This is a genomic window from Duganella rivi, from assembly GCF_009857435.1.
In the GTDB taxonomy this organism is placed as follows: Bacteria; Pseudomonadota; Gammaproteobacteria; order Burkholderiales; family Burkholderiaceae_D; genus Rugamonas; species Rugamonas rivi.
Genome location: NZ_WWCK01000002.1, coordinates 244185 through 269449, shown reverse-complemented (window position 1 = coordinate 269449; position 25265 = coordinate 244185). Strand labels below are relative to the sequence as shown.

General features: G+C 59.1%; 27 protein-coding genes and 2 tRNA genes. 9 read left to right on the top strand and 20 right to left on the bottom strand.

Translation table 11 applies throughout. From position 1 onward, the window contains the following. Positions 1-3: 3 nt before the first annotated feature. The 5 genes from GTP45_RS05785 to GTP45_RS05765 are packed head-to-tail and all read left to right on the top strand — an operon-like array spanning position 4 to position 3513. The gene (locus GTP45_RS05785) at positions 4-324 is read left to right on the top strand and encodes a hypothetical protein (RefSeq protein ID WP_161012937.1); all 321 of its coding nucleotides are present in this window, start codon (positions 4-6) and stop codon (positions 322-324) included. Then, positions 299-1327, top strand: coding sequence for a hypothetical protein (locus GTP45_RS05780; protein WP_161012936.1), 1029 nt, complete (start codon positions 299-301; stop codon positions 1325-1327). The genes GTP45_RS05785 and GTP45_RS05780 overlap by 26 nt, the downstream gene beginning before the upstream one ends. 9 nt (positions 1328-1336) lie before the next feature. Next, the gene (locus GTP45_RS05775) at positions 1337-1909 is read left to right on the top strand and encodes a D-Ala-D-Ala carboxypeptidase family metallohydrolase (RefSeq protein WP_161012935.1); all 573 of its coding nucleotides are present in this window, start codon (positions 1337-1339) and stop codon (positions 1907-1909) included. A gap of 30 nt (positions 1910-1939) precedes the next feature. Beyond that, complete coding sequence (locus GTP45_RS05770) at positions 1940-2662, top strand: hypothetical protein (RefSeq protein WP_161012934.1); 723 nt, start codon at positions 1940-1942, stop codon at positions 2660-2662. Beyond that, the gene (locus tag GTP45_RS05765; RefSeq protein WP_161012933.1) at positions 2662-3513 is read left to right on the top strand and encodes a hypothetical protein; all 852 of its coding nucleotides are present in this window, start codon (positions 2662-2664) and stop codon (positions 3511-3513) included. Before GTP45_RS05770 ends, GTP45_RS05765 begins: the two co-directional genes overlap by 1 nt. Positions 3514-3553: 40 nt before the next feature. Here the strand turns inward: GTP45_RS05765 and GTP45_RS05760 are convergent, their stop codons facing one another. After that, complete coding sequence (locus GTP45_RS05760; protein WP_161012932.1) at positions 3554-4069, bottom strand: hypothetical protein; 516 nt, start codon at positions 4067-4069, stop codon at positions 3554-3556. 105 nt (positions 4070-4174) lie between these two features. Here GTP45_RS05760 and GTP45_RS05755 point away from each other — a divergent pair, with 105 nt between their 5' ends. Beyond that, positions 4175-4549, top strand: coding sequence for a DUF2322 family protein (locus GTP45_RS05755; RefSeq protein ID WP_229258350.1), 375 nt, complete (start codon positions 4175-4177; stop codon positions 4547-4549). A 106-nt stretch (positions 4550-4655) separates the two neighbouring features. Here GTP45_RS05755 and GTP45_RS05750 read toward each other — a convergent pair. Beyond that, positions 4656-4731: transfer RNA gene (locus GTP45_RS05750), tRNA-Asn, on the bottom strand. Between the two features lie 61 nt (positions 4732-4792). Further along, positions 4793-5407, bottom strand: a complete 615-nt coding sequence (locus GTP45_RS05745; RefSeq protein ID WP_161012931.1) for a choice-of-anchor C family PEP-CTERM protein — start codon at positions 5405-5407, stop codon at positions 4793-4795. A 226-nt stretch (positions 5408-5633) separates the two neighbouring features. Here GTP45_RS05745 and GTP45_RS05740 point away from each other — a divergent pair, with 226 nt between their 5' ends. After that, positions 5634-6383 (top strand): hypothetical protein, encoded by a 750-nt coding sequence (locus GTP45_RS05740; protein ID WP_161012930.1) that lies wholly within the window; start codon positions 5634-5636, stop codon positions 6381-6383. A 69-nt stretch (positions 6384-6452) separates the two neighbouring features. On the opposite strand, the gene GTP45_RS05735 is transcribed toward GTP45_RS05740, so the two are convergent. Continuing rightward, positions 6453-6528 (bottom strand) — tRNA-Asn (locus GTP45_RS05735). 113 nt (positions 6529-6641) lie between these two features. After that, positions 6642-7838, bottom strand: coding sequence for an amino acid aminotransferase (locus GTP45_RS05730; protein ID WP_174821634.1), 1197 nt, complete (start codon positions 7836-7838; stop codon positions 6642-6644). Positions 7839-7952: 114 nt separating this feature from the next. Here GTP45_RS05730 and uvrB point away from each other — a divergent pair, with 114 nt between their 5' ends. After that, complete coding sequence (gene uvrB / locus GTP45_RS05725) at positions 7953-10025, top strand: excinuclease ABC subunit UvrB (protein WP_161012929.1); 2073 nt, start codon at positions 7953-7955, stop codon at positions 10023-10025. Positions 10026-10032: 7 nt separating this feature from the next. Here the strand turns inward: uvrB and GTP45_RS05720 are convergent, their stop codons facing one another. Further along, the gene (locus GTP45_RS05720; protein ID WP_161012928.1) at positions 10033-10272 is read right to left on the bottom strand and encodes a hypothetical protein; all 240 of its coding nucleotides are present in this window, start codon (positions 10270-10272) and stop codon (positions 10033-10035) included. A 64-nt stretch (positions 10273-10336) separates the two neighbouring features. Here GTP45_RS05720 and GTP45_RS05715 point away from each other — a divergent pair, with 64 nt between their 5' ends. Next, a complete protein-coding gene (locus tag GTP45_RS05715; RefSeq protein WP_166454548.1) occupies positions 10337-11737 on the top strand; it encodes an aminotransferase-like domain-containing protein in 1401 nt (466 codons plus the stop codon). Here the strand turns inward: GTP45_RS05715 and GTP45_RS05710 are convergent. The 14 genes from GTP45_RS05710 to GTP45_RS05645 all read right to left on the bottom strand — a co-directional run bounded on the left by GTP45_RS05710 (position 11718) and on the right by GTP45_RS05645 (position 25233). Further along, a complete protein-coding gene (locus GTP45_RS05710) occupies positions 11718-12671 on the bottom strand; it encodes an alpha/beta hydrolase (RefSeq protein ID WP_161012927.1) in 954 nt (317 codons plus the stop codon). The two genes, GTP45_RS05715 and GTP45_RS05710, sit on opposite strands and share 20 nt — an antisense overlap. Positions 12672-12689: 18 nt before the next feature. After that, positions 12690-13286: a MarC family protein gene (locus GTP45_RS05705; protein WP_161012926.1), complete on the bottom strand. Its 597-nt coding sequence runs from the start codon at positions 13284-13286 to the stop codon at positions 12690-12692. A 68-nt stretch (positions 13287-13354) separates the two neighbouring features. Beyond that, positions 13355-14044 carry an FxDxF family PEP-CTERM protein gene (locus GTP45_RS28345; protein WP_161012925.1) on the bottom strand — a complete coding sequence of 230 codons (690 nt, stop codon included), beginning with the start codon at positions 14042-14044 and terminating at the stop codon, positions 13355-13357. A 33-nt stretch (positions 14045-14077) separates the two neighbouring features. Beyond that, positions 14078-14755: a choice-of-anchor E domain-containing protein gene (locus GTP45_RS05695; protein WP_161012924.1), complete on the bottom strand. Its 678-nt coding sequence runs from the start codon at positions 14753-14755 to the stop codon at positions 14078-14080. A gap of 263 nt (positions 14756-15018) precedes the next feature. Beyond that, positions 15019-15564, bottom strand: coding sequence for a phosphoribosyltransferase (locus GTP45_RS05690; RefSeq protein ID WP_161012923.1), 546 nt, complete (start codon positions 15562-15564; stop codon positions 15019-15021). Positions 15565-15581: 17 nt separating this feature from the next. Then, on the bottom strand, positions 15582-16892 hold the full coding sequence (locus GTP45_RS05685) for an adenylosuccinate synthase (protein ID WP_161012922.1): 1311 nt from the start codon (positions 16890-16892) through the stop codon (positions 15582-15584). Positions 16893-16896: 4 nt separating this feature from the next. After that, complete coding sequence (locus GTP45_RS05680; protein ID WP_161012921.1) at positions 16897-18057, bottom strand: ATP phosphoribosyltransferase regulatory subunit; 1161 nt, start codon at positions 18055-18057, stop codon at positions 16897-16899. Between the two features lie 155 nt (positions 18058-18212). Beyond that, positions 18213-19124 carry a protease modulator HflC gene (gene hflC / locus GTP45_RS05675; protein ID WP_161012920.1) on the bottom strand — a complete coding sequence of 304 codons (912 nt, stop codon included), beginning with the start codon at positions 19122-19124 and terminating at the stop codon, positions 18213-18215. Then, positions 19124-20422: an FtsH protease activity modulator HflK gene (gene hflK, locus GTP45_RS05670; RefSeq protein WP_229258349.1), complete on the bottom strand. Its 1299-nt coding sequence runs from the start codon at positions 20420-20422 to the stop codon at positions 19124-19126. Before hflK ends, hflC begins: the two co-directional genes overlap by 1 nt. Before the next feature lie 17 nt (positions 20423-20439). After that, the gene (hflX, locus tag GTP45_RS05665; protein WP_161012918.1) at positions 20440-21600 is read right to left on the bottom strand and encodes a GTPase HflX; all 1161 of its coding nucleotides are present in this window, start codon (positions 21598-21600) and stop codon (positions 20440-20442) included. A gap of 42 nt (positions 21601-21642) precedes the next feature. Further along, positions 21643-21879: an RNA chaperone Hfq gene (gene hfq / locus GTP45_RS05660; protein ID WP_072780809.1), complete on the bottom strand. Its 237-nt coding sequence runs from the start codon at positions 21877-21879 to the stop codon at positions 21643-21645. 204 nt (positions 21880-22083) lie between these two features. Continuing rightward, entirely contained in the window at positions 22084-23430 is a 1347-nt protein-coding gene (der, locus tag GTP45_RS05655) for a ribosome biogenesis GTPase Der (RefSeq protein ID WP_161012917.1), read from the bottom strand. Between the two features lie 3 nt (positions 23431-23433). Continuing rightward, positions 23434-24573 carry an outer membrane protein assembly factor BamB gene (bamB, locus tag GTP45_RS05650; RefSeq protein ID WP_161012916.1) on the bottom strand — a complete coding sequence of 380 codons (1140 nt, stop codon included), beginning with the start codon at positions 24571-24573 and terminating at the stop codon, positions 23434-23436. A 27-nt stretch (positions 24574-24600) separates the two neighbouring features. Then, on the bottom strand, positions 24601-25233 hold the full coding sequence (locus GTP45_RS05645; protein ID WP_161012915.1) for a YfgM family protein: 633 nt from the start codon (positions 25231-25233) through the stop codon (positions 24601-24603). Positions 25234-25265 lie beyond the last annotated feature (32 nt).

The window sequence follows — 25265 nt, the reverse complement described above, 5'->3', positions numbered from 1 at the left end:
AACATGCACCGCATCCTGCCCCTCGCCTGCCTGCTGCTTTCGGGCTGCGCCCTGACCTGGGTCAGCCCGGACGGCACGCGCAATGTGCTAGGGCTGGCGCACGTCAGCGTGCCGCCAGCCATCGCGCCAGCAGCAACGGGCGCCGACTGGATCAGGGTACGCAGTGTCGGGCTGGCCTTCAGCAGGACGCCGCTCGGCAGCGCGCTGGATATCGGCTACAGCGACAACACGCTGGCGGGCATACACCAGCATAGCTGCGTACGCATCGAACCACCGTTCACGCTATCAGGAGAAGAACATGCATCCAACCTACCAGCTCGTTAGCATCGGCGCCCTTATCACCTGTCTGGGCGGATGCGCAACGGCGCCGGAAAATGTCGTCTTTGTCACCTCGACTTCGATCGGCGTCAATGTCGACAACACCGCGGCGAGCGCCAGCTTTGCGCATGACCGCGTAGAAGGCTATTTCTCGCCGCGCTATCAGGGCAAGCACACGCCCCCCGTCTACGCCGACCTCGAAACCAACGGTTCACTCATCAATCGCAAGATCAAGCAGGTGTACGCTACCGGCGATGCGGCCAGCCTCGTGCTCGGTGCGGATAGCGCGGCATTGAATGAGCCGGCAAGAGAGCAAGTGACGCGGAAAAAGACACTCTTCCAGCAAAGCGACTACAACTCCGTCGCGGAGCAGAAAAACGACAAGAATGAAGAAGGCCTGGCAAACAATAACACCGTCATGTTCTTCGGCACCAACACCACCGCCGGCTTCAAGGTCGGCTTTGGCGCAACGGCGATCAATACCTTTGTACTGGGGTACAAACGCAACGAAATAACAGTCATTCCTGCCGGGGCCAAAGCGTCGGACTACCCCTCGGTTCTGGCCTCGCTGGACATAGACGAAGATCCGGGGCCCGACAAGGCCAAGGCCGACGTCAAGCAATTCTTTGCCACCGGCGTGGCCGCAAATGAATTAGCCCAAAAACCGGACATTAAGACCGCGCTGGAATCGAAGGCGCGAACACGGCTTGCCGCGTACCGCGAAGATGAGCGCCTGCAAAACAACTATGTTCGCGCCAGCGTGAACTGCTTTGCCGGCATGCAGGACAAGTACCTGAGCAAGGTTGCCGACAACGTTGTAAGCCTGCGGCTTTTCAGCACCGACCTGGACACCGTGGCCGCCGCCATGCGCGATACCAGTAACACACAGCAGGCCCGCAAGGCCTACCTCAACAAACTGGTGCAGCTCGACCCGAATTCCAGCTATTACACCGGCCTGCTGCGTGGCCACACCGTCAAAGTTTGCGAACTTGCCCAACTTAAAGACTAGGAGATTATTATGCCAACCGTAGAAATTCCATGTGAAGACTGCGAACTTCAGCGTGACTTGATTCAGCTTCAGGGCTGGACTTTTCTTGGATGCACCGAGCTGGCGGGCGGATTTTGCCAACTGCGCTACGACGATGGCGCAGCAGCCCCGAAAGTGCTGACACCTCACTTCACGCTGCGCGAAATGACCGAGTCGCAAACCGCAACGCGGCTGGGCATACTCAACCTGCCGACGCAAACCGAGGTGGACAATCTAAGCCGCCTGGCAGAGACGCTGGAAAAAGTCCGTGCCAGCGTGAAGCAGCCAGTGCGGGTCTCAAGCGCTTTTCGCTCGCCCCGGCTGAACCTCGCGGTCGGCGGCGCCAGCAACAGCGCCCACATGCGCGGTTTGGCAGCGGACATCAATGTCAACGGCATGACGCCGCGCCAGCTGGCGCAACATATCGCCGGCATGGACCTGCCTTTTGACCAATTGATCCTTGAATACGATAGCTGGGTTCACCTGGCACTGCACGAATCGAAGACCCGCCGCGAGCTCTTAACCATTCGCAAGGGAACAGGCTACACGCAAGGCCTGGCCTAATGAAGCGAATGCTAAGCAAGGTGGAACTCCATGGCGCCGACACCAACTGATGACGAAAAACAGCCTCCTGCAAGCGCGGCTTCGGCCCTCCCTGCAAAGGCCCTCAGCGTGCTGCAAAATCCTACAACGGCACGGCTGGCCATCTCCGCAACAGGCTTGATCACACTCATCATCGCGTTTGCCAACACGCAGCTGCAAGGCATGATGGACCAGTTCACCAGCGGCTGCCAGGCTGTGATTGAACAGGAAACCCAAGCCGGCAATCAAGTACGGGTGACTACGCGAACGGTAGGAAAAATGCCGGACGTGTTGCATCTCACCTTTGCCCGCCTAGGCGACGCTAAAATCAAGAGCATCCTGCTGGCCTCGCCCATGCAGTATCCCGTAGGTGACAGCCTGACGGCGCCACCGCGTGCCGGAGAAACTTGCCCGGGGCAGCTATGCGAATCAGCGGAGGATGGGCAAGGACACGAAAGCCTGAAAATTGTCGTCGAACGGCCGCAGCCAGAATTCGTGTATCGCTACCTGGTCACCATGCAACCAGACCCCAAACGGAGCAATGCCGACCAGCTCCTGGTCTATGCACCTTTTCCGCGCGGCTTTGCCGGGGTCGCGTGCAAAGTCCAACCCAAATCCTGGTACAACCTCTGGATATGGGGTTCACCAATGCACAAGAGCATCTTCTTCGGACTAGTCATCATCGTTGGGGGATTATTGCTCGGCGCTCTGGCCAAGAAAGGAAATCCCCCATAATGAAACGTCCGATATTCGCTCTCGCCCTGCTCCACTGCAGCGCTCCGCTGCTGGCGCAAAATCAATCGGTGGAAGTCAAAATCAAGATCTCGAAGCAGGAAAAAGTCGGCGGCGTGCCGAAGCCTTTTCCGGGCATAGGCGGGCTTAAAGCCATGCGCGAAGGAAAGCCCGCCGAAGAATTCAGCTGCGATGATCCAACCGATAAGGATGGCTATCTGAGCTGCCATATTTCGTGCAAAAAGGAATGGTCAAAGACTAACGTCAAGATCATTCCGCCATCAAACGACAAGGAAACGGCGCTCGGCTACTACTCTCCCGAGGGAAAATACCTCTATTTGACACTAGAGTCATGCAAAGTGAGTTCTGCCACACCCATTAACCTTGTCTACCTGAGTCCTGAAGTAGTGTTCAGCAGAGTAGCCGCCAACAGTCCGAACGTATTCAAAGCCGTCACAAGCAATGAGGTCAACGAAAACGTGGCGATCCGGGACTTCAGTGACGCGGCCCCGGAGCTGCTCAAGCTCGATCCCACGCCGGAAAACAAGGAAGGCATCGCCAAGCTCTCCGCGCTTGCGCGTACCTATGGCATCGCGTTACAGAAAAACCCGGTGGCGACGGAATACCGGAATCTTGTGCAATATGATCAGGGCGGGAAAAATCTATTACTGAAAGTCGAGTCAACGGAATACTTGGGCGAGGAGGTTTCCAACCAGATTGAAGTCGCACCCGATAAGGCCGCACTGAAAAGAAATATTCAAACCTTGGAGTCCGCACTAGCCAGCCGCCCCGAACTCACCGCGAAAGAGAAGGCCATGGCAGAAAAAATCCAACTCATGCAACGGCAGCCATAACCCCCCGCCGGAGATGACCAAATACAAACCGCTCACATCATTACTCTGCTACCGCAGGCCGCTTCTTTAGCAGGTAGTAGTGGGGCCGCCCGCTACCGGATTCATGGAAATTGAACAGGTAATCACCGGCCTTCACTTGCATCGGCTTCTCCACGCTAAGCAGGCCTTTCGCCCCAACTTCCTGATCTATCCTTACCCGCTCCACGACAGGGGCAAAGAAGCCGCCCTTCTCGGTCGCACAGTACAGCCATGGCGACTTTCCGTCTGGCTCGTTCCGTCCTTTACAGTCGTGGCCATTAATGAGTAGTGCATCCTTCTTGCCAACCAGTAAAAACTTGGCGCCATTCCCTTGGCGGCTTACGACCAGCGTGTGCGCCTCAAATTTTGTAAAGCTGTAGAAGTCGTTACGGGCATCGATCACCTCGTATTGACCAGAGAGCTCCTTGAGCGAATTTTCAAGTTCGGCTTGCTGAACGTCCAGCGGACGAGGGTCTTGGTAAGCGGTGGCGCAGCCAGACACCAAGGCTGCCAGCAGTATGGGGGCGTAGATCTTCAATTTGTTCCTTTTTGAGATGGGAGGAATTGAAGCATTATATGTTTCCACTGGGAAATACGCCCACAATCTAGCTTCATAAAGCGCTTTTCCCCCCTGACGCCACATATGACACAATACCGCTTTCATCACACGACACTTTCAAAAGTACCTATGCAACTACCTGACTTCAGCGATAAATTTTCGGACAATCTGGCCCTGCTTCCCGCAATGGATACAGTTGCAGCAATCGAACTCGTGGATCAGTCCGGCGCGGCCGTGGCAAAGATCGAAAATAAACCAGGCCAGGCAGGATCGCTGCGCGTTTATGGCTGGCTGGCCGGCAAACTCGGTGCGATTACGCCTGAAGCAGCGGAACTCGGCCTGAAGATTTATGCGGAGCACACTGAGGATGCGCGAGCCAATCCGGGAAAGCATCCTAATATTGACCGCCTGTTCGGCATTCAAACGCCTGATCAAACCCTGCAGGTGAAAGGCCTGTAAGTGTAGCCTCGGCAGCCGGCGCCGCATGCCCAGCTGCCCTCCCGACCAGACAGAGAAGCCAAAATGCAAAAAGCCCAACCTGTAAGGATTGGGCTTTTTCGTATTCTGGCTCCCCGACCTGGACTCGAACCAGGGACCTGCGGATTAACAGTCCGTCGCTCTACCGACTGAGCTATCAGGGAAGTGAGGCCAGAATTATATCGGCCCCACTCCTATTTTGCTAGTCCTGAGCGAAACTTTTTTTCATGCCGATTTTTTACGGCGGACAGCTACGCCCAGCAAGCCCAAACCAGCCAGCAGCATGGCGTAGGTTCCCGCTTCCGGCACGGCGGTTACGGAGATATTGTCCAGCGCGGCGCCATATGGGCCGTTGCCGTTAAAGCCGGTGAAATACAAGGTGCTGCTGCTGCCAGTGGCGGTGAAGTTGAAGCTCTTCATCACCCAGCCCATGTTGGCATGCGTTTGCCCTGCAATGCTGAAGGTGAACAGATCGCCGCCGGTGACACCGGCCAGCATGTACTTGTCACCACCGCCGTCGGTGTTGCCGGCCATGGCGAAGCTGACGGTGTAGGTTTGGTTGGCAACAGTATCGAAGGTCTGCTGAATGCTGCCGTTGGTATTGCCGTTCAGGTCGAGGCTGTGAGTGCCCTCGTACGGCGTCCAGTAGGTATTGATCAGGTCGACGCTGCCGGAGACGATTTGCCAGCCCGTTAACATGCTTGAACCTGCGCCGTAAGTCTCGAACGTGCCGGTGAAGCTGGTGTCCTCAAAGCCGCCGTTGGTGAAGGCTGCCGCCTGCGCCAAGGGAGACAACAGAGCCATAGCCGCAACCGCGATACCTGTTTTGATTTTGTTCATGTATGCCTCCCGATGACATCGATATGAAACAACTTAATTTCTGATTTTATTATCAAATCAAAACAAATTAGTGTCAACAAGATACTAAAAGTTTCCTTTGTGCAATCGTCATAAACGCAACATCCTTGAAACTTTGGGTATTTGTGCAGTGCCGCCTACTGCGCCACTCAACCGGCAAATTGTCAGGTATATTGCCCTCCATCAACATTCAAAAAAGAGGCAATGCATGAGAATTTGGTGGGACTTGCAAGACGCAATATTTGATTTCATTCGCGCCACCGTTGGCTTGCTCAGGATTTCGACAGCATGGTGCCATTGGCGGCGGCGCCAGTTCATCCAAGTCTGCAAGTCGATGACGATGGAAAGGTTCTTTGCGCTTCTGTCTGCAATTGCCACCGTGTGCGCAACCGTAGCCTCAGGAATGTCCTACAGCGTCTCACTAGCTTCGCAACAAGTAGCCGATGAATCGCTGGCAGTAACAAAGGCCATTGACCTCAGGAACCAGTTACAACAAAGAGCAATCATCACAGTCAGGGATGCGAGTATTAACCAATATGGCATTCAAAACAGCCCGGGAGAGGAAAGTAAGGCAGTCACTACCGTTTCACTTAGCCTAAAGAATTCGGGACACAATCCAGTGGGCTGGATTCGATTGAGGGGTGGAGCGCTCTTTAGTGAATCCGCGGAGTCACGCAACTCTATGTCGAACGATTCAGAACAGTTACTCGTTCTTGAATTAGGAAATCTAAACCTCGAAAGCCGCACCAGGCTCCGCTTCGGGTTCGAATATTGGGATGAAGAACTCAAAAAATGCTTTTACGGAAAAGTGGAGTACAAACTTGTCCGCGATCCGAAAAACCCAAAGGAATTCGTACCGACACCATTCGTTTCGGGGGAAGCTGATGACGAAATCCGGCGCCTCAAAAGTGATGAATACTGCACGCGGTTCGCGGCCTCCACGCAATCGCAAGAGTAATTCTGCTTCGCAAAACTCCCCCTGAAATGCAAAAAGCCCAACCTCGAAAGGATGGGCTTTTCTGTATTCTGGCTCCCCGACCTGGACTCGAACCAGGGACCTGCGGATTAACAGTCCGTCGCTCTACCGACTGAGCTATCAGGGATTAGAGGCAACATTTTATACTGTTTCTTTCACACCGGCAAGGTGCAATTTACTGCGGTATTTCATGCTGCCTTTCGTATCAAGCTTTGCAGCTCAACGCGAAGAAACAAGATTTTAGAGCACTTCAGCGATGGCGTCAATAACGATGTCGATATTACGCGAATTCAGCGCTGCCACGCAGATGCGACCGGTATCGACAGCGTAGATCGACTTGGCACGCAGCTGCTCCACTTGCGCCTTGCTCAGGCCCGAGTACGAGAACATGCCCACCTGGTCGCGTACGAAGGCGAAGTCGTGGCCCTTGGCTTGCAGCTTGACGACAAACGCCTCGCGCATTTCCTTGATACGCACGCGCATCGCGGCCAGTTCGTCTTCCCACATCTGGCGCAGTTCCGGGGTGGTCAGCACGGTCGCCACCACTTTGCCGCCGTGAACCGGTGGATTCGAGTAGTTGGTGCGCACCACGCGCTTCAGTTGCGACATCAGGCGAGCCGCTTCTTCCGAGGTGGCAGCCACCACGCTCAGCGCGCCCACGCGCTCGCCGTACAGCGAGAACGACTTGGAGAACGAGTTCGATACCAGCAGCGGGCCGCCGGCCGCAGCGAAGCGACGCACCACCGCGCCATCTTCCGCGATGCCCGCACCAAAGCCCTGGTAAGCCATGTCGAGGAATGGCACCAGGCCGCCATTGGTCACAGCAGCAATCACCTCATCCCACTGGGCCGAAGTCAGGTCGGCGCCGGTTGGGTTGTGGCAGCAAGCGTGCAGCAGCACGATCGCACCGCGCGGCATGGCCTTGATGTCGGCGATCATACCGGCGAAGTTCACGCCGTGGGTGGCCGCGTCGAAGTAGGCGTAGTTGTTGACTTTGAAGCCGGCGCTTTCAAACAGCGCGCGGTGGTTTTCCCAGCTTGGATCGCTGATGTAGACTTCCGAATCCGGCGCGAAGCGCTTCAGGAAGTCGGCGCCGATTTTCAGTGCGCCGGTGCCGCCGATAGCCTGCACAGTCACGGCACGCTTCTCTTGCAAAACAGCGCTGTCGGCGCCAAATACCAGCTCTTGCACTGCCTTGTCGTACGCCGCCAGGCCTTCGATCGGCAGGTAGGTACGCGGGGCTGGTGCTGCGATCAGGATTTCTTCCGCTTTCTGCACGCACGATAGGAGCGGCACTTTACCGTTGTCGTCATAATAAACGCCTACACCCAGATTAATTTTCTGAGGATTTTGGTCGGCGTTAAATGCTTCGGTAATGCCCAGAATAGGGTCGCGTGGCGCCATGTCGATGGCGCTGAACAAGCTAGGATTCGTCATGATAAGATTGGATTCAATTGGAAGCGGTTCGCAGCAGAGATGTATAGACAGCGCCCTTAAAATAACGACTTCAGGCCGCTGGCAGGCCATTATTCTAACAAAGGTCTGAGCAAGATGGCTGATTTACCTGTAGCAGATACTCCGAAGGCAACCGTGGTGACGTTCCCGGATTCGCCCTTCAAATTACACCAGCCCTTCCCGCCCGCCGGCGATCAGCCAACGGCGATCGATCAGCTGTGCGAAGGCATCGACGATGGCCTGTTTTTCCAGACGCTGCTAGGCGTAACGGGCTCCGGCAAGACCTACACCATGGCCAACGTCATTGCGCGCAAAGGCCGTCCGGCGATTGTGTTCGCGCCAAATAAAACGCTGGCCGCGCAGCTGTACTCGGAGTTCCGCGAGTTCTTCCCGGAGAACGCGGTTGAGTACTTCGTGTCTTACTACGATTACTACCAGCCGGAAGCCTACGTGCCGCAGCGCGATCTGTTCATTGAAAAGGATTCGTCCATCAATGAGCACATCGAGCAAATGCGCCTGTCGTGCACCAAGTCGCTAATGGAACGGCGCGACGTGGTGATTGTGGCGACCGTGTCGGCGATTTACGGTATCGGTAATCCGAACGAATACCACCAGATGATTTTGACCCTGCGCCAAAAGGATCGCGTGGCGCAGCGCGACATCATCGCGCGCCTGATCCAGATGCAGTACACGCGCAATGAAGTGGACTTCGGCCGCGGCACCTTCCGCGTGCGCGGCGATACGCTCGATATCTTCCCGGCCGAGAACGCGGATCTCGCGGTACGCCTTGAGCTGTGGGACGACGAGCTGGAATCGATCCAGCTGTTCGATCCACTGACCGGCCGCGTCAAACAAAAGATCCCGCGCTTCACCGTCTATCCAGGCTCGCACTACGTGACGCCGCGCTCCACCGTGCTGCGCGCCATCGAGACCATCAAGCTGGAACTGCGCGAGCGCCTGGAGTTCTTCCGCAAGGAGAACAAGCTGATTGAAGAGCAGCGCCTGGAACAGCGCACCCGTTTCGATCTGGAGATGATGGCGGAAATCGGCTTCACCAAGGGCATCGAGAACTACTCGCGCCACCTGAGCGGTGCCATGCCGGGCGAGCCGCCGCCAACGCTGGTGGACTACCTGCCAAAAGATGCGCTGATGTTCCTTGATGAGTCGCACGTGCTGGTGGGCCAGTTGAGCGCCATGTACAACGGCGACCGTTCGCGCAAAACCAACCTGGTCGATTACGGCTTCCGTTTGCCATCGGCGCTGGACAACCGCCCGCTGAAGTTTGAAGAGTTTGAGCAGAAGATGCGGCAGACCATATTCGTCTCGGCCACCCCGGCGGAGTACGAGAACTCGCACGCGGATCAAGTGGTGGAACAAGTGGTGCGCCCAACCGGCTTGGTCGATCCGCAAGTGATCGTGCGCCCTGCCCTGTCGCAGGTGGATGATCTGATGTCCGAGATCACCGACCGCGTAGCAAAAAATGAGCGCGTGCTGGTCACCACGCTGACCAAGCGCATGTCCGAACAGCTGACCGAATACCTGAGTGACCACGGCATCAAAGTGCGCTACCTGCACAGCGATATCGAAACCGTGGAGCGGGTGGAACTGCTGCGCGATCTGCGCATCGGCACCTTTGATGTACTGGTCGGGATTAACTTGCTGCGCGAGGGTCTGGACTTGCCGGAAGTGTCGCTGGTGGCGATTCTCGATGCGGACAAAGAAGGCTTCCTGCGCTCCGAGCGCTCGCTGATCCAGACCATCGGCCGCGCAGCGCGTAACCTGAACGGCGTAGCACTGCTGTACGCCGACCGCATGACCGATTCGATGGAACGCGCCATCGGCGAGACCGAACGCCGGCGCGCCAAGCAGATCGCCTTCAATGAAGCCAACGGCATCGTGCCGCGCGGCGTGAAGAAGGTCATCAAAGACATGATCGACGGCGTCTACAGCGAGAAAGGTGCGAAGGAAGAATTGGAAGTCGCGCAGGAGACGGCCAAGTACGAATCCATGAGCGAGAAGCAGATCAGCAAAGAGATCAAGCGCCTCGAAAAAGCCATGCTCGATCACGCCAAGAATCTGGAATTCGAAAAGGCCGCGCAAGTGCGCGACCAGCTCCACGTCCTCAAGCAGCAATTGTTCGGCGCACCGGGCGCCGACAATATCGCCTGATCAGCCGTCACAGGAAGTTCAAGTCCATCCCGAGCATCCTGATCACGGCGAAGGTAACGCCACCCAGCACCAGCAGCACCAGCACGAAGCCCGCGGCCAATTTACCGGCCGCGAGCAGTACCTCGCGCCGCTCCTTATGCCGTCCCTTCTTCCCTTGGTCGTAATGCCACTTGACGGCGTAAAACATCCCAATGCCGAGCACGAGGAACTTGAACACAACGAAGACTACGGGTATCCAATCGATCATTTTGAGTCTTTCCTGATTATTGCTGGCATACTACCCAAAAGCAATTTCCATACATTGAGACAAAATGTCCCAGTTGATGTCCATACAAGATCAGGATTTACCCACCTGGCTGCCGCGATTGAGTGCGCACGGCGGGCCACGTTTTTTGCAGATCGCGGACGCGTTGCAAGCGGCAGTGGCAGACGGATCGCTGAAACCAGGCGACCGCCTGCCTCCGCAGCGCCAGTTGGCGACACAGCTGGACGTCGACCTGACCACGGTCACGCGCGCCTACGATGAAGCCAGGCGCCGCAACCTGCTGGAGGGGCGCGGCGCGCGCGGCACCTATGTCGCGGCGCCAAAAGTCGAATTGACCGCCATCCTCGATCTCAGCATGAATACCCCGCCACCGCCCGATGGCGTGGACTTCGACGACATGCTGAAACAAGGTTTGTCGCAAGTGCTGATGCGGGCCGATAGTGAATTGCTGATGACTTACCACCTGGCCGGCGGCAGCGATTCCGACCGCAAGGCCGGCGCCAAATGGCTGGCACCGATGTTTGGCCACCTGGATGCCCAGCAGCTGGTGGTCTGCCCCGGTGCGCAAGCGGCGATCGCTGCATTGATCCTGGCGCTGACGGAACCCGGCGATGTGATACTAGCTGAGCCTGCGAGTTATCCCGGCTTGCGGTCGGCGGCAAACCAATTTGGCCGGCGCCTTATTGCGGTGGAAGCGGATCAGCACGGAATGGCGCCCGACAAGCTTGAGCAAGCGTGCCGCCGGCACAAGCCGGGGCTGGTCTTCCTCAATCCGACATTACAGAATCCAACCGCCGTCACGATGCCAGAACGCCGCCGCAAGGAGCTGGCAGGCGTCGCTCAGCGTTGCAATGTCCGCATCGTCGAGGACGATCCCTACTGGCTGCTTGCCGACGCCCCACCGCCGCCGATCGCCACGTTTGCGCCGGAACAGGTGGTCTACATCTCCACCTTGTCGAAATGCCTGACACCCGGCTTGCGTGTCGCCTTCGTGCTCATACGCGATCCGCAAGAACGCGAACGCTTCCTGGCTGCGCTCAGGTCATTTGCACTGATGGCCGCGCCGCTCACGGCCTCGTTGGCCACGCAGTGGATCCTCGACGGCTCGGCTGACGGATTGATGAAGGGCATACGCAACGAAGCGCGCCTGCGCCACCGGATGGCGCGGGATATCCTGGCTGGGCGCTACAGCGGCGCCGGCGACGGCCTGCACGTGTGGCTCGAATTGCCGGCATATTGGAGCGCCACCCAGTTGGCGCGTGCGGCCGCCAGCGAGGGCATCGCAGTCACGCCGGCGGAAGCATTCGCCACCGGCAGCGAATCCGCGAATGCCATCCGCATCTCCCTGGGTAACATCAAGGAGCGTGACCGCTTGCAGGCGGGACTGCAACGGCTATCCCACCTGCTTGCGCGCCGCCCCGAACCATTCAGCGCTGCTGTGGTTTAGCTGGCGCGTTGACGAAGGTACTCAGGGCGTCGATCAGTTGCGGAGCGACGGGAAGCGCGGGGCTGGCGTAGGATTTCTGTTGGAGCGCCTGATCGTCGCCTACGATTTTCAGCAAGTGATTCATGCCTTCCACGATCACCAGCTTGGCTTGCGGCGCAGCGGCGGAAAGCAGCCTGGCTTCGTCTTGCGGCACCTGGATGTCCGAAGTGCCTTGCAGGATCAGCACCGGCATCTTCAGCGCGGCGATCGCCTTGCGCGGGTCGTGCTGGAAGGCCGAAATGAGGTAAGGCTGCACGTCGGGACGGTACAGCACCATCAGCGGCGGCGGCACCTTGTCGACGGTCTTGCCTTGCTTGAGCGAGGCAAGGATGTCGTCGCTCTCCCCCATCAGCGCCGGCGGCAGCTTGTCTTTCAATTGCTCGCGCAGGATTTCATCCATGGTGCGGCCAGTGCCGGCGATCAGCACGCAGGCATCCGCCCCACCCTGCGCGCACGCTTCGGCGGCGATCTGCGCGCCTTCGCTGTGACCTGCCATCACCACGCGCGAGAAGCGCGGGTCGGCGTGCAGTTTGCGCAACCATGCGGCGGCATCGCCGATGTAGTCGTCCAGCCGTAGATTCTCTTCTTTCCAGATCGGCAGCGCGCTGGCGCCGATGGCGCGCTTGTCGTAGCGCACCGAAGCGATGCCGTGCCGCGCCAAACCTTCCGCCACCATTTTCAGCGAGTCGTTCGGCCCCGGCAGCATGTTGCTATTGCCATCGCGGTCGGTTGGGCCGGAGCCGGAATGCAGCAGCACCACCGGCACCTTGCCGCTCACGCCGTCGGGCGTCAGCTCGGTGCCGTAGACCACACCGCCGCCCACTTCCAGCGACACCGGCCGCTGCGCAGCAAGCACGGAAGAAGACAACATCATCAGGGACAGCAACAGCTTCATACTTTTCTCCGCCGAGGATTACAGGGATTTAACGAACTCGCGTATGCCGCCCAGCAGCATCTCGATCGACATCGCGGTCAGGATCAAGCCCATCAAGCGCTCGAAGGCCGTCATCACTTGCGGGCCGAGGACTTTTTGCAGCTTCTCGGCGCTCAGGAACACCGCCAGCCACACCACGCCCACCGCTGCCAGCGCCGCCACGTGCACCAGCACCTCGCCCGTGCTCTCGCGCGAGAACAGCAGCACTGTGGCCAAGGCCGACGGCCCGGCCAGCGCCGGGATCGCCAGCGGCACAATGAAGGGCTCGGCACCGTCAGTGCGGCCCAGCACGCCGTCAGGATGCGGGAAGATCATGCGGATCGAGATCAGCAGCAGGATCACGCTGCCGCCGATGCGCAGTGCCACTTCCGACAGGTGCAGCGCGCTCAGGAAGTGGCGCCCGAAGAACATGAAGATCAGCAGCAGCACAAAAGCAATCGCGCATTCGCGGATCACGATGCGCGGCCGGCGCGCGATCGGCACCGGATTGAGCACGCTGGCAAACAGGGGCACGTTGCCGAACGGGTCGGTCACCAGCAGCAACAGGATGAAAGTCTGGAAAAAGTCCTGGGTCATGGAATCTCTGAAGTGGAAAAGAAAAACGGGAGCCGAGGCTCCCGTTTGAGTGTACCACCAGATTCAGCTTATGCGGACTTCCGGCGGCGTGCCACCACACCGACCAGGCCCAGGCCAGCCAACAGCATGGCATAGGTTTCTGGTTCCGGTACTGCGGAGACGTAGTTATAAGTAACCTTGGCGTAGGCGTCGAGCTTCGGCAGTACCAGCGAACGGGTGTTGCCCGAGGTACCGGTCACCAGGCTGGTGGCGGTGCCGCTGACGCCGGCGCTCATGGTGCTGGTGGCGGTGCCGGTGAAAGCTGCCAGGGTGCTGGCGCCCGTGTACGACTGGCTCTGGCTGAACGGCGAGGCGGTGATGGTGTCGACGAAGCCGGAGGTGCCGGCATAGTCGTTACCCAGGTCATACACCGGCAGCAGGCGCGAGTACGTACCGCTGTAGTTCACGCCCTGGCTCAGCGAGCCGATGGTGAAGGTGACCACGCCGCTGGTGTTCGCAACGATGCTGGAGCCCGATTTCTTGCTCAGGTTTTCCACTTTCAGGGTGGAGCCCAGGTCGGTGAAGTATTCAACCGTTACCGATTGCAGCGTGCCCAGCGAGCCGTCGAACTGTGCAAAAGTCAGGCCGCCGTTGGCGACTGCCGCGTTGGCGATGACGTTCGAGGTCACGGTGTAGCTTTGGACAGCCGGCGCTGCCGCAGCGTCCACGGCAGCTGCCAGTGCGAGCGATGCCAGCGCGATGTGAGTGATTTTTTTCATGTTATTCCCGCGTAGTTAAGGTTGCACCGTGACTCAGGCTTTGGCCGAGCGCTGTTTGCGCTTGGCGATCACACCCATCATGCCCAGGCCCAGCAGCAGCATGCCGTAGGTTTCTGGTTCCGGTACAGCCGCGATGTAGCTGTAGGTCACGTAGCCGCGGCCGCCGGCCTGGGTCAGGAAGGTGGTGTCGACGCCGGTGGCGTTAGCCAGCGTGGAGCCCTCGGCCTTGATCACGGTGGTCAGGGTGCCGCCGCCGAGGGCGCTAAACAGGCCCAGGGTCGATGCGTCGCTGTAGCTGACGGTCTCGTGCGCGGTGTAGGAGTTGTTGGCGCTGTAGGCGCCGCCATTGGCTGCCAGCGACACGGTGCCGGTGAACAGCGGCGCGTTCAGCAGCACCAGGTTGTTGGTGGCGTCGCGCTGGATGGCGATGGTGGCGCCGAGGTCGATGCCGACCGGCGTGGTGACGCCGTTGTAGTTGGTCAGATCGAGCTCGCCGTACACGTCCGAGTACAGATCCAGCTTGACCGACTGCAAGGCACCCAGCGAGCTATCGAACTTGGCAAAGTGCAGGAAGTCGGTCCAGTTGGTGTCCTGGATATCGATCACGTTGGTGGCGAAAGGAATCGACACCGTGACCACGGCCGCCGAGGCCGAAGCCGCTACGAAGCTCGAAGCTACCAGCAGCACTTGCGAAAGTTTTTTGAGGTTCATGGATTTTCCCACTAAAAATTATTATTTCCGTTATACAACTTACTTGGCAAGTGCCGTCGGCATTTTTTTGGCTGCAACTCACTTACTTCAAAACTTAAAGCTATCTTAACACGAAATATGCAATAGTCATTTCTTTTTTGCATTTTAGAGGTCAAAAAAGAAATAATTATTTCCCAACATAAACTTTATGTTGTGCGGTGCAGACAGCCGCAAAAAAAGCGGCCCTCAGGCCGCTTTTCATAGGGGGAAACGCTAAGAAACCCTTACGCGTTTGCCTCACCTTTTTTGATCCAGGCCGCCAATTGGTGCGGGCGCAAACCGTCATAGTCTTCAAACGGCTGGTGGATCCATGGATTGTGCGGCAGCTCTTCCATTTGGTAGTCCGGGCGGAACGCCGAGCTGCCCTTGGTCCAGATGACGGCCGATTTCACCTCGGTCACGCCCTCGAAGTTATCCTTCAAGTGCTGCATGACCTTGGTCAGGGTAACGCCGGAGTCCGCCAGGTCGTCGACCAGCAGGATTTTGCCGCTCAGCGGGCCCTTGGTCATGGTCATGTACTTGGCGATGTCGAGGTCGCCCTGTACGGTGCCTTTGTCTTCACGGTACGAGCTGGTCGACAAAATCGCCAGCGGTACGTCGAAGATACGCGAGAACACGTCGCCTGGACGCACGCCACCGCGCGCCAGGCACAGCACCATGTCAAATTTCCAGCCCGACTCGTAGACCTTGAGCGCCAGGCGCTCGATCAGGCGGTGGTACTCGTCCCAGGAGACCCAGAGGTGTTTTTCGTTCGATTGTGGAGTGTTCATGCTTACAGGTTCCTAAATTACGCGAACGGGTGACGCAGCACGATCGTTTCTTCACGATCCGGGCCAGTCGAAACCATGTCGACCGGCACGCCGACCAACTCTTCGATACGCTTGATGTAGTTGCGGGCCGCAACCGGCAGGGCTTCCATGGTCTTGGCGCCCACGGTAGTGTCTTTCCAGCCCGGCATTTCTTCGTACACCGGCACGCAGCGCGCGGCTTCTTCAGCGCCCGATGGGAAGATGTCGACTGGCTCGCCGTCGATGGTGTAGCCGGTGCACAGTTTCAGGGTTTCCAGGCCGTCCAGCACGTCCAGCTTGGTGATGCACATGCCGGTCACGCCGTTGATCTGAACCGAGCGGCGCAGCAGCGCAGCGTCGAACCAGCCGCAGCGGCGGGCACGGCCGGTCACGGTGCCGAACTCGTGGCCCACTTGCGCCAGGTGGTGGCCCACGCCGGCGTCGGTTGGCAGTTCCGAAGGGAACGGGCCAGAACCCACGCGGGTGGTGTAGGCCTTGGTGATGCCCATGACGTAGTGCAGCATGCTCGGGCCGACGCCGGCGCCGGCGGCAGCATTGCCTGCCACGCAGTTCGACGAGGTGACGAACGGATAGGTGCCGTGATCAACGTCCAGCAGCGAGCCTTGCGCGCCTTCGAACAGCAGGTTGGCGCCGGCCTTGTGCGCTTTGTACAGGGCGCTCGAGACGTCGGTCACCATTGGACGCAGGCGCGGCACGTAGGCCAGCGCGTCGTCCAGCGTCTTTTGATAGTCCACTTTTGGCGCTTTGAGATAGTTCTCCAGCACGAAGTTGTGGTAGTCCAGGTTGGCTTCCAGCTTCTCAGCGAAACGCTTTTCGTTCAGCAGGTCGGCGATACGGATGGCGCGACGGGCGACCTTGTCTTCGTATGCAGGGCCGATGCCCTTGCCGGTGGTGCCGATCTTGGCGTCGCCGCGGGCCGCTTCACGGGCGTGATCGAGCGCTGCGTGGTACGGCAGGATGACTGGCGCTGCGTCCGACACTTTCAGGCGCGAGGCGACTTCTACGCCAACCGCTTCCAGCTTGTCGATTTCGCGCAGCACGTCCGGCACCGACACCACCACACCGTTACCGATGTAGCAGGCCACGCCCGGGCGCATAATGCCCGACGGGATCAGTTGCAGCGCAGTTTTGACGCCGCCGATGACCAGCGTGTGGCCGGCGTTGTGGCCGCCCTGGAAGCGCACCACGCCTTGAGCGTGGTCGGTCAACCAGTCGACGATTTTGCCTTTACCTTCATCGCCCCACTGGGTACCGATGACGACGACGTTTTTTGCGTTTTTGTTTGACATCACATTAACCTAAGTTTTTAAGAATCCAGTTACTACCATTCTCTTCGAGCACCAGCGCGCGATCGCACTCGAACTCGTCCAGTTCGTGGCTGTGACCCGGCATACTCTGGATCACCACTTCGCCGGACTTGCGCAGTTCGGCGATTTTTTCCTTCAACTCTGGCGCATTGCCCCACGGCGCGCGGATCGAATGCTTACGCTCCGCGGTCGGCAACAAGCGCGCCAGTTCGCGCAAATCGAGCGAGAAGCCGGTGGCGGGACGTGCCCGGCCGAATGCCTCGCCGACGTGATCGTAACGGCCGCCGCGCGCAACCGCGTTCGGCAAACCGGGGACATACAGCGCAAACATCGCGCCGCTTTCATACTGATAACCTCGCAGGTCGGCCAGATCGATCGCCACCTGGGCGCGGCCGATGGCCGATGCCGCCAGCGCCGCCAGTTCGGCCAGCGCCTTGGCGATGCCCGGCAGCTCCGGCAGCACTTCGCGCGCCTTGGCCAGCACGTCGATGTCGCCGTATAAATTCGGCAAGGCCAGCAAGGCGTCGCGCACCAGCGGCGCGTAATCCTTGGTCAGCACTTGCAAATCAGGCACGTCCTTGGCGCGCAGCGCAAGGTACAGTTTAGCCTCATCTTTTTTGGCTGCTGGGCAATTTTCCAGCAGCGCGCGCAGCACGCCGACGTGGGTCAGATCCAGCCGCACTTCGTTGAAACCGGCCAGCGACAGCGAGGCCAGCGCCAGCTCTTGAATTTCGGCGTCGGCTTCGAGGCCGGCGTGGCCGTACATCTCGCAGCCGATTTGCAGCGGCTCGCGGGTGGCGTGCAAGCCCGATGGACGGGTATGCAGCACGCTGCCGGCGTAGCACAGGCGCGTGACCGAGGCGCGGTTCAGCAAGTGCGCGTCGATGCGCGCCACTTGCGTGGTCATATCCGGGCGCAGGCCGAGCATGCGGCCCGACAGCTGGTCTACCAGCTTGAAAGTGCGCAGGTCGGTGTCTTCACCGGCGCCGGTCAGCAGAGATTCCAGGTACTCGAGCAGCGGTGGCATCACCAGCTCGTAACCGTACAGGCGGAAATTATCCAGCATCAGACGACGCAACTCTTCAATCTTGCGTGCTTCCGACGGCAAAACGTCGGCGATATTCTCGGGCAGCAGCCAATTCGGCATGGGTCTATTAATTAAGAAATGAACAATGCGGCGCGCACGCCACGGCCACCTAACCGGAAGGCCGAACCTGATATTTTACGCGAAAATGCGTCTACGGAGGGGAAAAAGATGCGATCGGGATGCCTGGTGAGCATCCCGATGCGAGACCCGTACGATTACTTCTTGGCTGGTGCGGGTGCGGCGCCGCCGGCGCCAGAGCCTTTGAAGTACTTGAAGAAGTCCGAGCTGGAGTCCATCACCATTACGTCGCCATGATTTTTGAAGGTGGCGCGATAGGCTTCCAGGCTGCGATAGAACTTGTAGAACTCGGCGTTGCGGCCGAAGGCGTCAGCGTAGATAGCCGAGGCTTTCGCATCTCCTTCACCGCGAATCTGCTCGGCGTCGCGATAAGCTTCCGCCAAAATCACGGAACGCTGGCGATCAGCATCGGCGCGGATCTTTTCAGATTCCGCCGAACCGGTCGAACGCAGTTCGTTGGCCACGCGCATACGCTCGGCCTTCATGCGCTCGTACACCGAGTTATTGATCTGCTCTACGTATTCCACGCGCTTCAGGCGCACATCGATGATCTCGACGCCAATCTGCGCGGCTTCCTGCACCACCTTGGCGCGGATGCCTTCCATCACCTTGCCGCGCTGGCCGGAGATCACTTCGGCCACGGTGCGCTTGGTGATTTCCTCGTTCAGCGCTGCCTTGATGATCTGCGACATACGGTCGCGCGCACGGCCTTCATCGCCGCCGAAAGTCACGTAGTACAGCTTCGGCTGATTTTCGCCGCGGCCGATACGCCACTTCACAAAGCTGTCCACCAGGATGTTCATCTTCTCGGCGGTGATAAAGCGCTCGGCATCCGGCGACTCGATGGTCAGGATACGGTTATCGAGGAAGATCACGTTCTGGAACGGCGGCGGCAATTTGAAATGCAGCCCCGGCTCGCGGATCACTTCCTTGATCTGGCCCAGTGCGAACACGATCGCGTATTTGCGCTGGTCGACCACGAACACGGTCGACGACAGCAGCATCAAGGCGATAAACGCGAGGACAACGGTACTAGCTATGCGATTCATTAACGGCTCTCCCGGTCACGTAAGCTGGAGTCGCGCGAACGCGAGTCCCGCGAGCGATTCACTTCCACCGACGGCATCAGCTCCGACGGCAGCGTGGTGCTGGCGGCCGGCGCCGATTGCGCGGCGCGCGCCGCTGCGGCTTGCGCATCGGTGGCTGCCGCTTGGGCGATCAGCTTGTCGAGCGGCAGGTACAGCAAGTTGCTGCCGGTTTTAGCGTCCACCATCACTTTGGAAGCGCTGGAGAAGATTTGCTGCATGGTTTCGAGATACATGCGGTCGCGGGTCACGCCCGGCGCCTTCTGATACTCGACCAGCACTTGCTTGAAGCGCGAGGCATTACCGGTAGCGTTTTCCACCACCATCGAGCGATAGCCTTCCGCTTCTTGCAGCAGGCGCGAAGCCGTGCCGCGCGCTTTCGGAATCACGTCGTTGGCGTAAGCCTGGCCTTCGTTCTTTTGACGCTCGCGGTCCTGCCCTGCTTTCACCGCGTCGTCAAAGGCGATCTGCACTTGCTCCGGCGGCTGCACTGCTTGCAGGGTGACGCTGGACACCATCACGCCGGAAGCGTAGCGGTCCAGGATTTGCTGCATCAGCTGCTGGGTTTCGAAAGCGACTTTATCGCGGCCTTCGTACAGCACGAAGTCCATCTTGTTCTTGCCGACGATTTCGCGGATCGAGGTCTCGGCCACCTGGCGCACCGTGTCTTCCTCGTCGCGGTTATTCATCAGCCATGCGACCGGGTCTTTCAGCTTGAACTGCACGGCGAACTGGATGTCGATGATGTTTTCATCGTCGGTCAGCATCAGCGATTCGCGCGCCTGCTTGTTCTTGATATTGCCACGGTAGCCGATTTCCACCATGCGCATCTGCGATACCTTGACCGTCTCGTCGCTCTGGAACGGATACGGCCAGCGCCAGTTGAAACCGGAGCCGGTGGTATGGCTGACTTTACCGAAGGTGTAGACCACGCCGGTCTGGCCCTCTTGCACGATGAACGAGCCGCTGGCCAGCCAGATCAGGGCCACCACTGCGCCGATGGCGCCGGCCGTGGCGCGTATGCCGCCGGACATATCGGGACGGTTGCTACCGCCGCCATCGCCGCCGCCATTGTTATCGCCGCCGTTATTGTTGGGACGCTTTTGCCCGAACAAGCCGTTCAGGCGCTGGTTGAAGTCGCGCCACAGCTGTTCCATATCGGGTGGGCCTTCGCCGGGCTTCTTGCCTTCATTGGCCTGCGGCTTGTTGTCCTTCCCCCAGCGAGGGTCGTTCAGCGACAGCTTCAGGCCTAGTCGTTTCATAAGTGAGGAGACACGCATTAGTGTGATCCAACGTCAGTGAGGGTGGGACTGCTCTCTACTTCTTCTAATTCTTCTTCGATCTGGTATGTCTCGTTCAGGCGCGCGCCCGGCGCGGCCTTGGCCCATTCCGTGATGGCGTCGCGCAGCAGGTCTAGTCCCTGCCCGGTGCGCGCACTGAGGAATACGCGGGAAATCTTATCATATTCATCTCGCTCCACCGACGGTTCGAGACCGGCCGCGTCGATCTTATTCCACACTAAAATCTGCGGAATGTGATCGGCGCCGATTTCCTGCAGCACCAAATTAACCTGCTCGATCTGCTCCATGCGCACCGGCGACGCGGCGTCCACCACGTGCAGCAGCAAATCGGCGTGGATGGTCTCTTCCAGCGTGGCGCGGAATGCCGCCACCAACTGGTGCGGCAGCTCGCGCACGAAGCCCACCGTGTCGGACAGCACCACGTTGCCGACCTCTTCGCCCATGTAGACGCGGCGCGAGGTGGTGTCCAGCGTGGCGAACAACTGGTCGGCCGCATACACGCCGGCCTTGGTCACCGCGTTGAACAACGTGGACTTGCCGGCATTGGTATAGCCCACCAGCGAGATCGAGAAAGTCTGGGTACGGTTGCGCGAACGGCGCTGGGTCTCATGCTGCTTGCGCAGCTTGGCCAGGCGGGCACGCAACGCTTTCACTCGCTCGCCGATCAATCGGCGGTCGGTTTCCAGCTGCGTTTCACCAGGGCCGCGCAGACCGATACCACCCTTCTGGCGTTCCAAGTGAGTCCAGCCGCGGATCAGGCGCGTGGCCAGGTGCTGCAACTGCGCCAGCTCGACCTGCAACTTACCCTCGTGGCTCTTGGCACGCTGGGCGAAGATGTCGAGAATCAGACTGGTACGATCGAGCACCCGGATGCTCAGGCGCTTTTCCAGATTGCGCTGCTGCGCCGGTGACAGGGCGTGATTGAAGATGACGATTTCGCAGCGATCAGCCAGCACGGCCTGGCCGATCTCGTCGGCCTTGCCGCTGCCGACGAAATAAGCCGCGTCCGGCGAAGAACGCTTTGCCGTAATCGTCGTCACCGGTTCTGCACCGGCGGAACGAGCCAGCAATTGCAACTCTTCCATGCTGGCGGCAAAGTCGCCCTGGCCGAAATCGATACCGACTAAAGCTGCGCGCATAAGACGGTCAGGCTAGATAAAAAGAAGCGGTGTTGCAAATGCTTATTCCGCTTCGTTTTCAATATTGAGGTTGACGGCGCGGGCCGGTACCACGGTGGAGATGGCGTGCTTGTAGACCATCTGGGTCACGGTGTTACGCAGCAGTACGACGTATTGGTCGAACGATTCGATATGGCCCTGCAGCTTGATGCCGTTGACCAGATAGATCGAAACAGGAACGTGCTCTTTGCGCAAGGCATTGAGGAATGGGTCTTGTAACAGTTGCCCTTTGTTGCTCATAACAGCTCCATTTTATGTTGTTGTGTTGGAAGTGGAGGCGAAACGCTTGATTTCAAGTGCTTTCAAGTACGTGGCTCAGCAAAAAGTCTAACTAAAGTCAAACATTTTTCGCTGAAACACCGCTCACCACGCTAAAAGTGGTGCTTCTAAGCCACTGTACCTTGTTTTTGCACTTTTTGCAGGGTGTTCCTGCAAAAAAACAGCTTATTTTTCCGAACCCTTGGCGAACGGGTTTTTACCGGTACGCAGTTCGATGCGCAGCGGCGTGCCGACGAGGTTAAACGTTTCGCGGAAATGCTTCTCCAGGTAACGCTTATACGGCTCGCTGATGGCGTCCAGCGCATTACCGTGGATCACGATCACCGGCGGATTCATGCCGCCCTGGTGGGCGTAGCGCATCTTCGGACGGATCGAACCTTTACGCTTCGGCTCCTGCTTCTCCACCGCCTCGATCAGCGCGCGGGTCAGCTTAGGCGTCGACAAGTCGGCAAAGGCGGCCGCGTAAGCCTGATCCAGCGATTTCATCAGCGGGCCGATGCCCTGCGCCTTCAGTGCCGAAATGAAGTGCATCTTGGCGAAGCCGAGGAAGTCCAGCTTGCGGTCGATGTCGATCTTGATTTCGTCGCGCTGCCACGATTCCAGACCGTCCCACTTGTTGACGGCGATGACCAGCGCGCGGCCGGTTTCCAGCACGAAGCCGGCGATGTGGGCGTCCTGCTCGGAGATGTCCTGCTGGGCGTCGAGCATCAGCACCACGACGTTGGCTTCCGAGATCGATTGCAGCGTTTTCACGACCGAGAACTTCTCGATCGCTTCAAACACCTTGCCGCGGCGGCGGATGCCGGCGGTGTCGATCAGGGTGTACTTCTTGCCGTCGCGCTCAAACGGAATCTCGATCGAGTCGCGGGTGGTGCCCGGCATGTCGAAAGCGATCACGCGCTCTTCGCCGACCAGGGTGTTGATCAGGGTCGACTTGCCGACGTTAGGACGGCCGACCAGCGCGATCTTGACGCCGCGGTCGGTCTTTTCCAGTTCTTCTGGATCTTCAGGACGCTGCTCGAAGGCAGTGTCCAGCGCCAGATCCACCAGGTCGTGCACGCCGTCGCCGTGTGCCGACGAAATGACAGCCGGTTCGCCCAGTCCCAGTTCATAGAAGTCCGCCACCACCGAGGTGTAGCGCATGCCCTCCGCCTTGTTGACGACCAGGATCACCGGACGGCCGCTCTTGCGCAGGAAGTCGGTGATGGTCTTGTCGTGCGGCGTCAGACCCTGGCGGCCGTCAACCAGGAACACGACAACGTCGGCTTCGGCCACGGCTTGCTTGGTCTGCTTTGCCATTTGATGGAGGATGCCTTCCTTGGCCACCGGCTCAAAGCCGCCGGTGTCAATAACGAGGAAGGGACGTTCGCCGACACGGCCCTCGCCATAGTGACGATCTCGCGTCAACCCAGGCAAGTCCGCCACCAGCGCATCGCGCGAGCGGGTCAGACGATTGAACAAGGTCGATTTCCCAACGTTGGGTCGACCCACTAATGCGATTACCGGCTTCATTTTTTACTCGACTGCTAGCGCAGTCACTGTCCCTGATTGGGTTTGGAAAATCAAATTCGTGCCGGCGATGACTGGGTCAGCCTGGATTGGGCTGCCGTCGGTCGCCACACGACCTATAAGTGCACCATCTTCCCGCGACAGGAAGTGGACATAACCTTGGTAGTCGCCAACTGCCACCGCGCGGCCATACGACACGGGGGTCGACAGCATACGGTAGGACAGTTTATCGTTCTTCCAAGCGTTGGCGCCGTTTTCACGGCTATAGGCGCCAACTTCGCCTTTGTCGTCGGAGACGAATACAAAACGCTGGTCCACCGCCACGCCCTTGTCGGACGAAGTCGGCTTGCTCCAGTGCGGCGCGCCGGTGGTGGCGTCGAAGCAGGCCACGCGGCCTTGGTACGACACGGCGCACACATCTTTTTCGTAGATCACCGGGGTGCCGGCGATGTCGGTGACGCGTTCCAGTTCGGTCGCGCCGCGCGGCTCACCCACCACCACTTCAAAGCGCTGCAGGCCGCCGGCCAGGTTCAGCGCCAGCAGCTTGCCGCCCGGCTGGGCGATATAAGCGTTAGGGGCGTTGATCACCATGCCTGGCGCATTGCGCAGGGTCAGGGCCGGCGTGGTACGCGCCACATTCCATTTCTTGGCGCCGGTCTTGGCGTCGTAAGCAGTGATCATATTATCGACACTGCGCACCACCACCACGCCGCCGCCCACTTCCGGCGACGACAGCACTTCGCTCGACGCCTGTGCTTTCCACAGCTGCTTGCCGCTCGCGTCGTAGGCCAGGATCTGACCTTTGACGCCACCGACGACGACGACCTCACCGTCGCTGCCCACGCCTGCGGTCAGGTCGGTGCCGGTGCGCACGCGCCAGACTTCCTTGCCGTCAGCGGCGTTCAAGCGCACCAGCGCGCCGTTGGCGTCCGCCACGTACAGGCTGTCGCCAGCCAGCGCTGGCGTGAATACTGCGTTGCCGGCTTTACCCAGCGAGTACTTCCACACCACCTTCGGATTCAGCGATGGATTTTTCAATTCCACCAGCGGCGCCGGCTGGTTCTTGGTTTCTTTGGACGAGAACAAGGAACAACCGGCCAACATCGCAAACACGCTTGCTGCAACTACAGTTTTGGTCATACGCATAGTCTTTAAACCTTGGTGCTGAGATGATTAGGCGGCGCCGCCGATGGCTTCCAGTTTCATTTGAATCAGTTGACGGCCCGGATTCTTCTTGTCGGTCGCGTCCAGCGCAGCCTTGTAAGCGGTGCGGGCTTCGGCCAGCTTATTCTGCGCGGCCAGCACGTCGCCTTTGCGGTCGGCTACGGCGCCGGCAAATTGCGCGGGCACTTCACCGGCCAACACTTTCAACGCTTCGTCATAGGCTTTTTCATCCAGCAGCACGCCGGCCAGGCGGATCTTGGCAACGGCCTTGAATTCATCGGCGCCGTGATCGACCGCCCATTGCAGCTGGGCCTTGGCCGATTTCAGGTCATTGGCTTCAAACGAGCTTTTTGCGGCAACCAGTGCGGCCATCGGCGCGTAAGCGGTGCTGCCGTATTTGCTTTCCACGTCGCCGGCGACGCGCAACACCTTGGCGTTGTCCTTGGCTTCGACCGACTCCTGCAACTGCGCGTACAACGCCGATGCTTCGTTGGCGCTATCGCGCTGCATCTTGCCCCAGTAGGTCCAACCGGAGTATCCGGCCAGGCCGGCGATCAGCACCCACGTCGTCGCATTGCCGTACTTGTCCCACCACGCTTTGAGGGACGCGAGTTGTTCTTGTTCTTCAAGATCGTATGCCATGGTATTCGTCTGCCGTTATTGTTGATGAAATG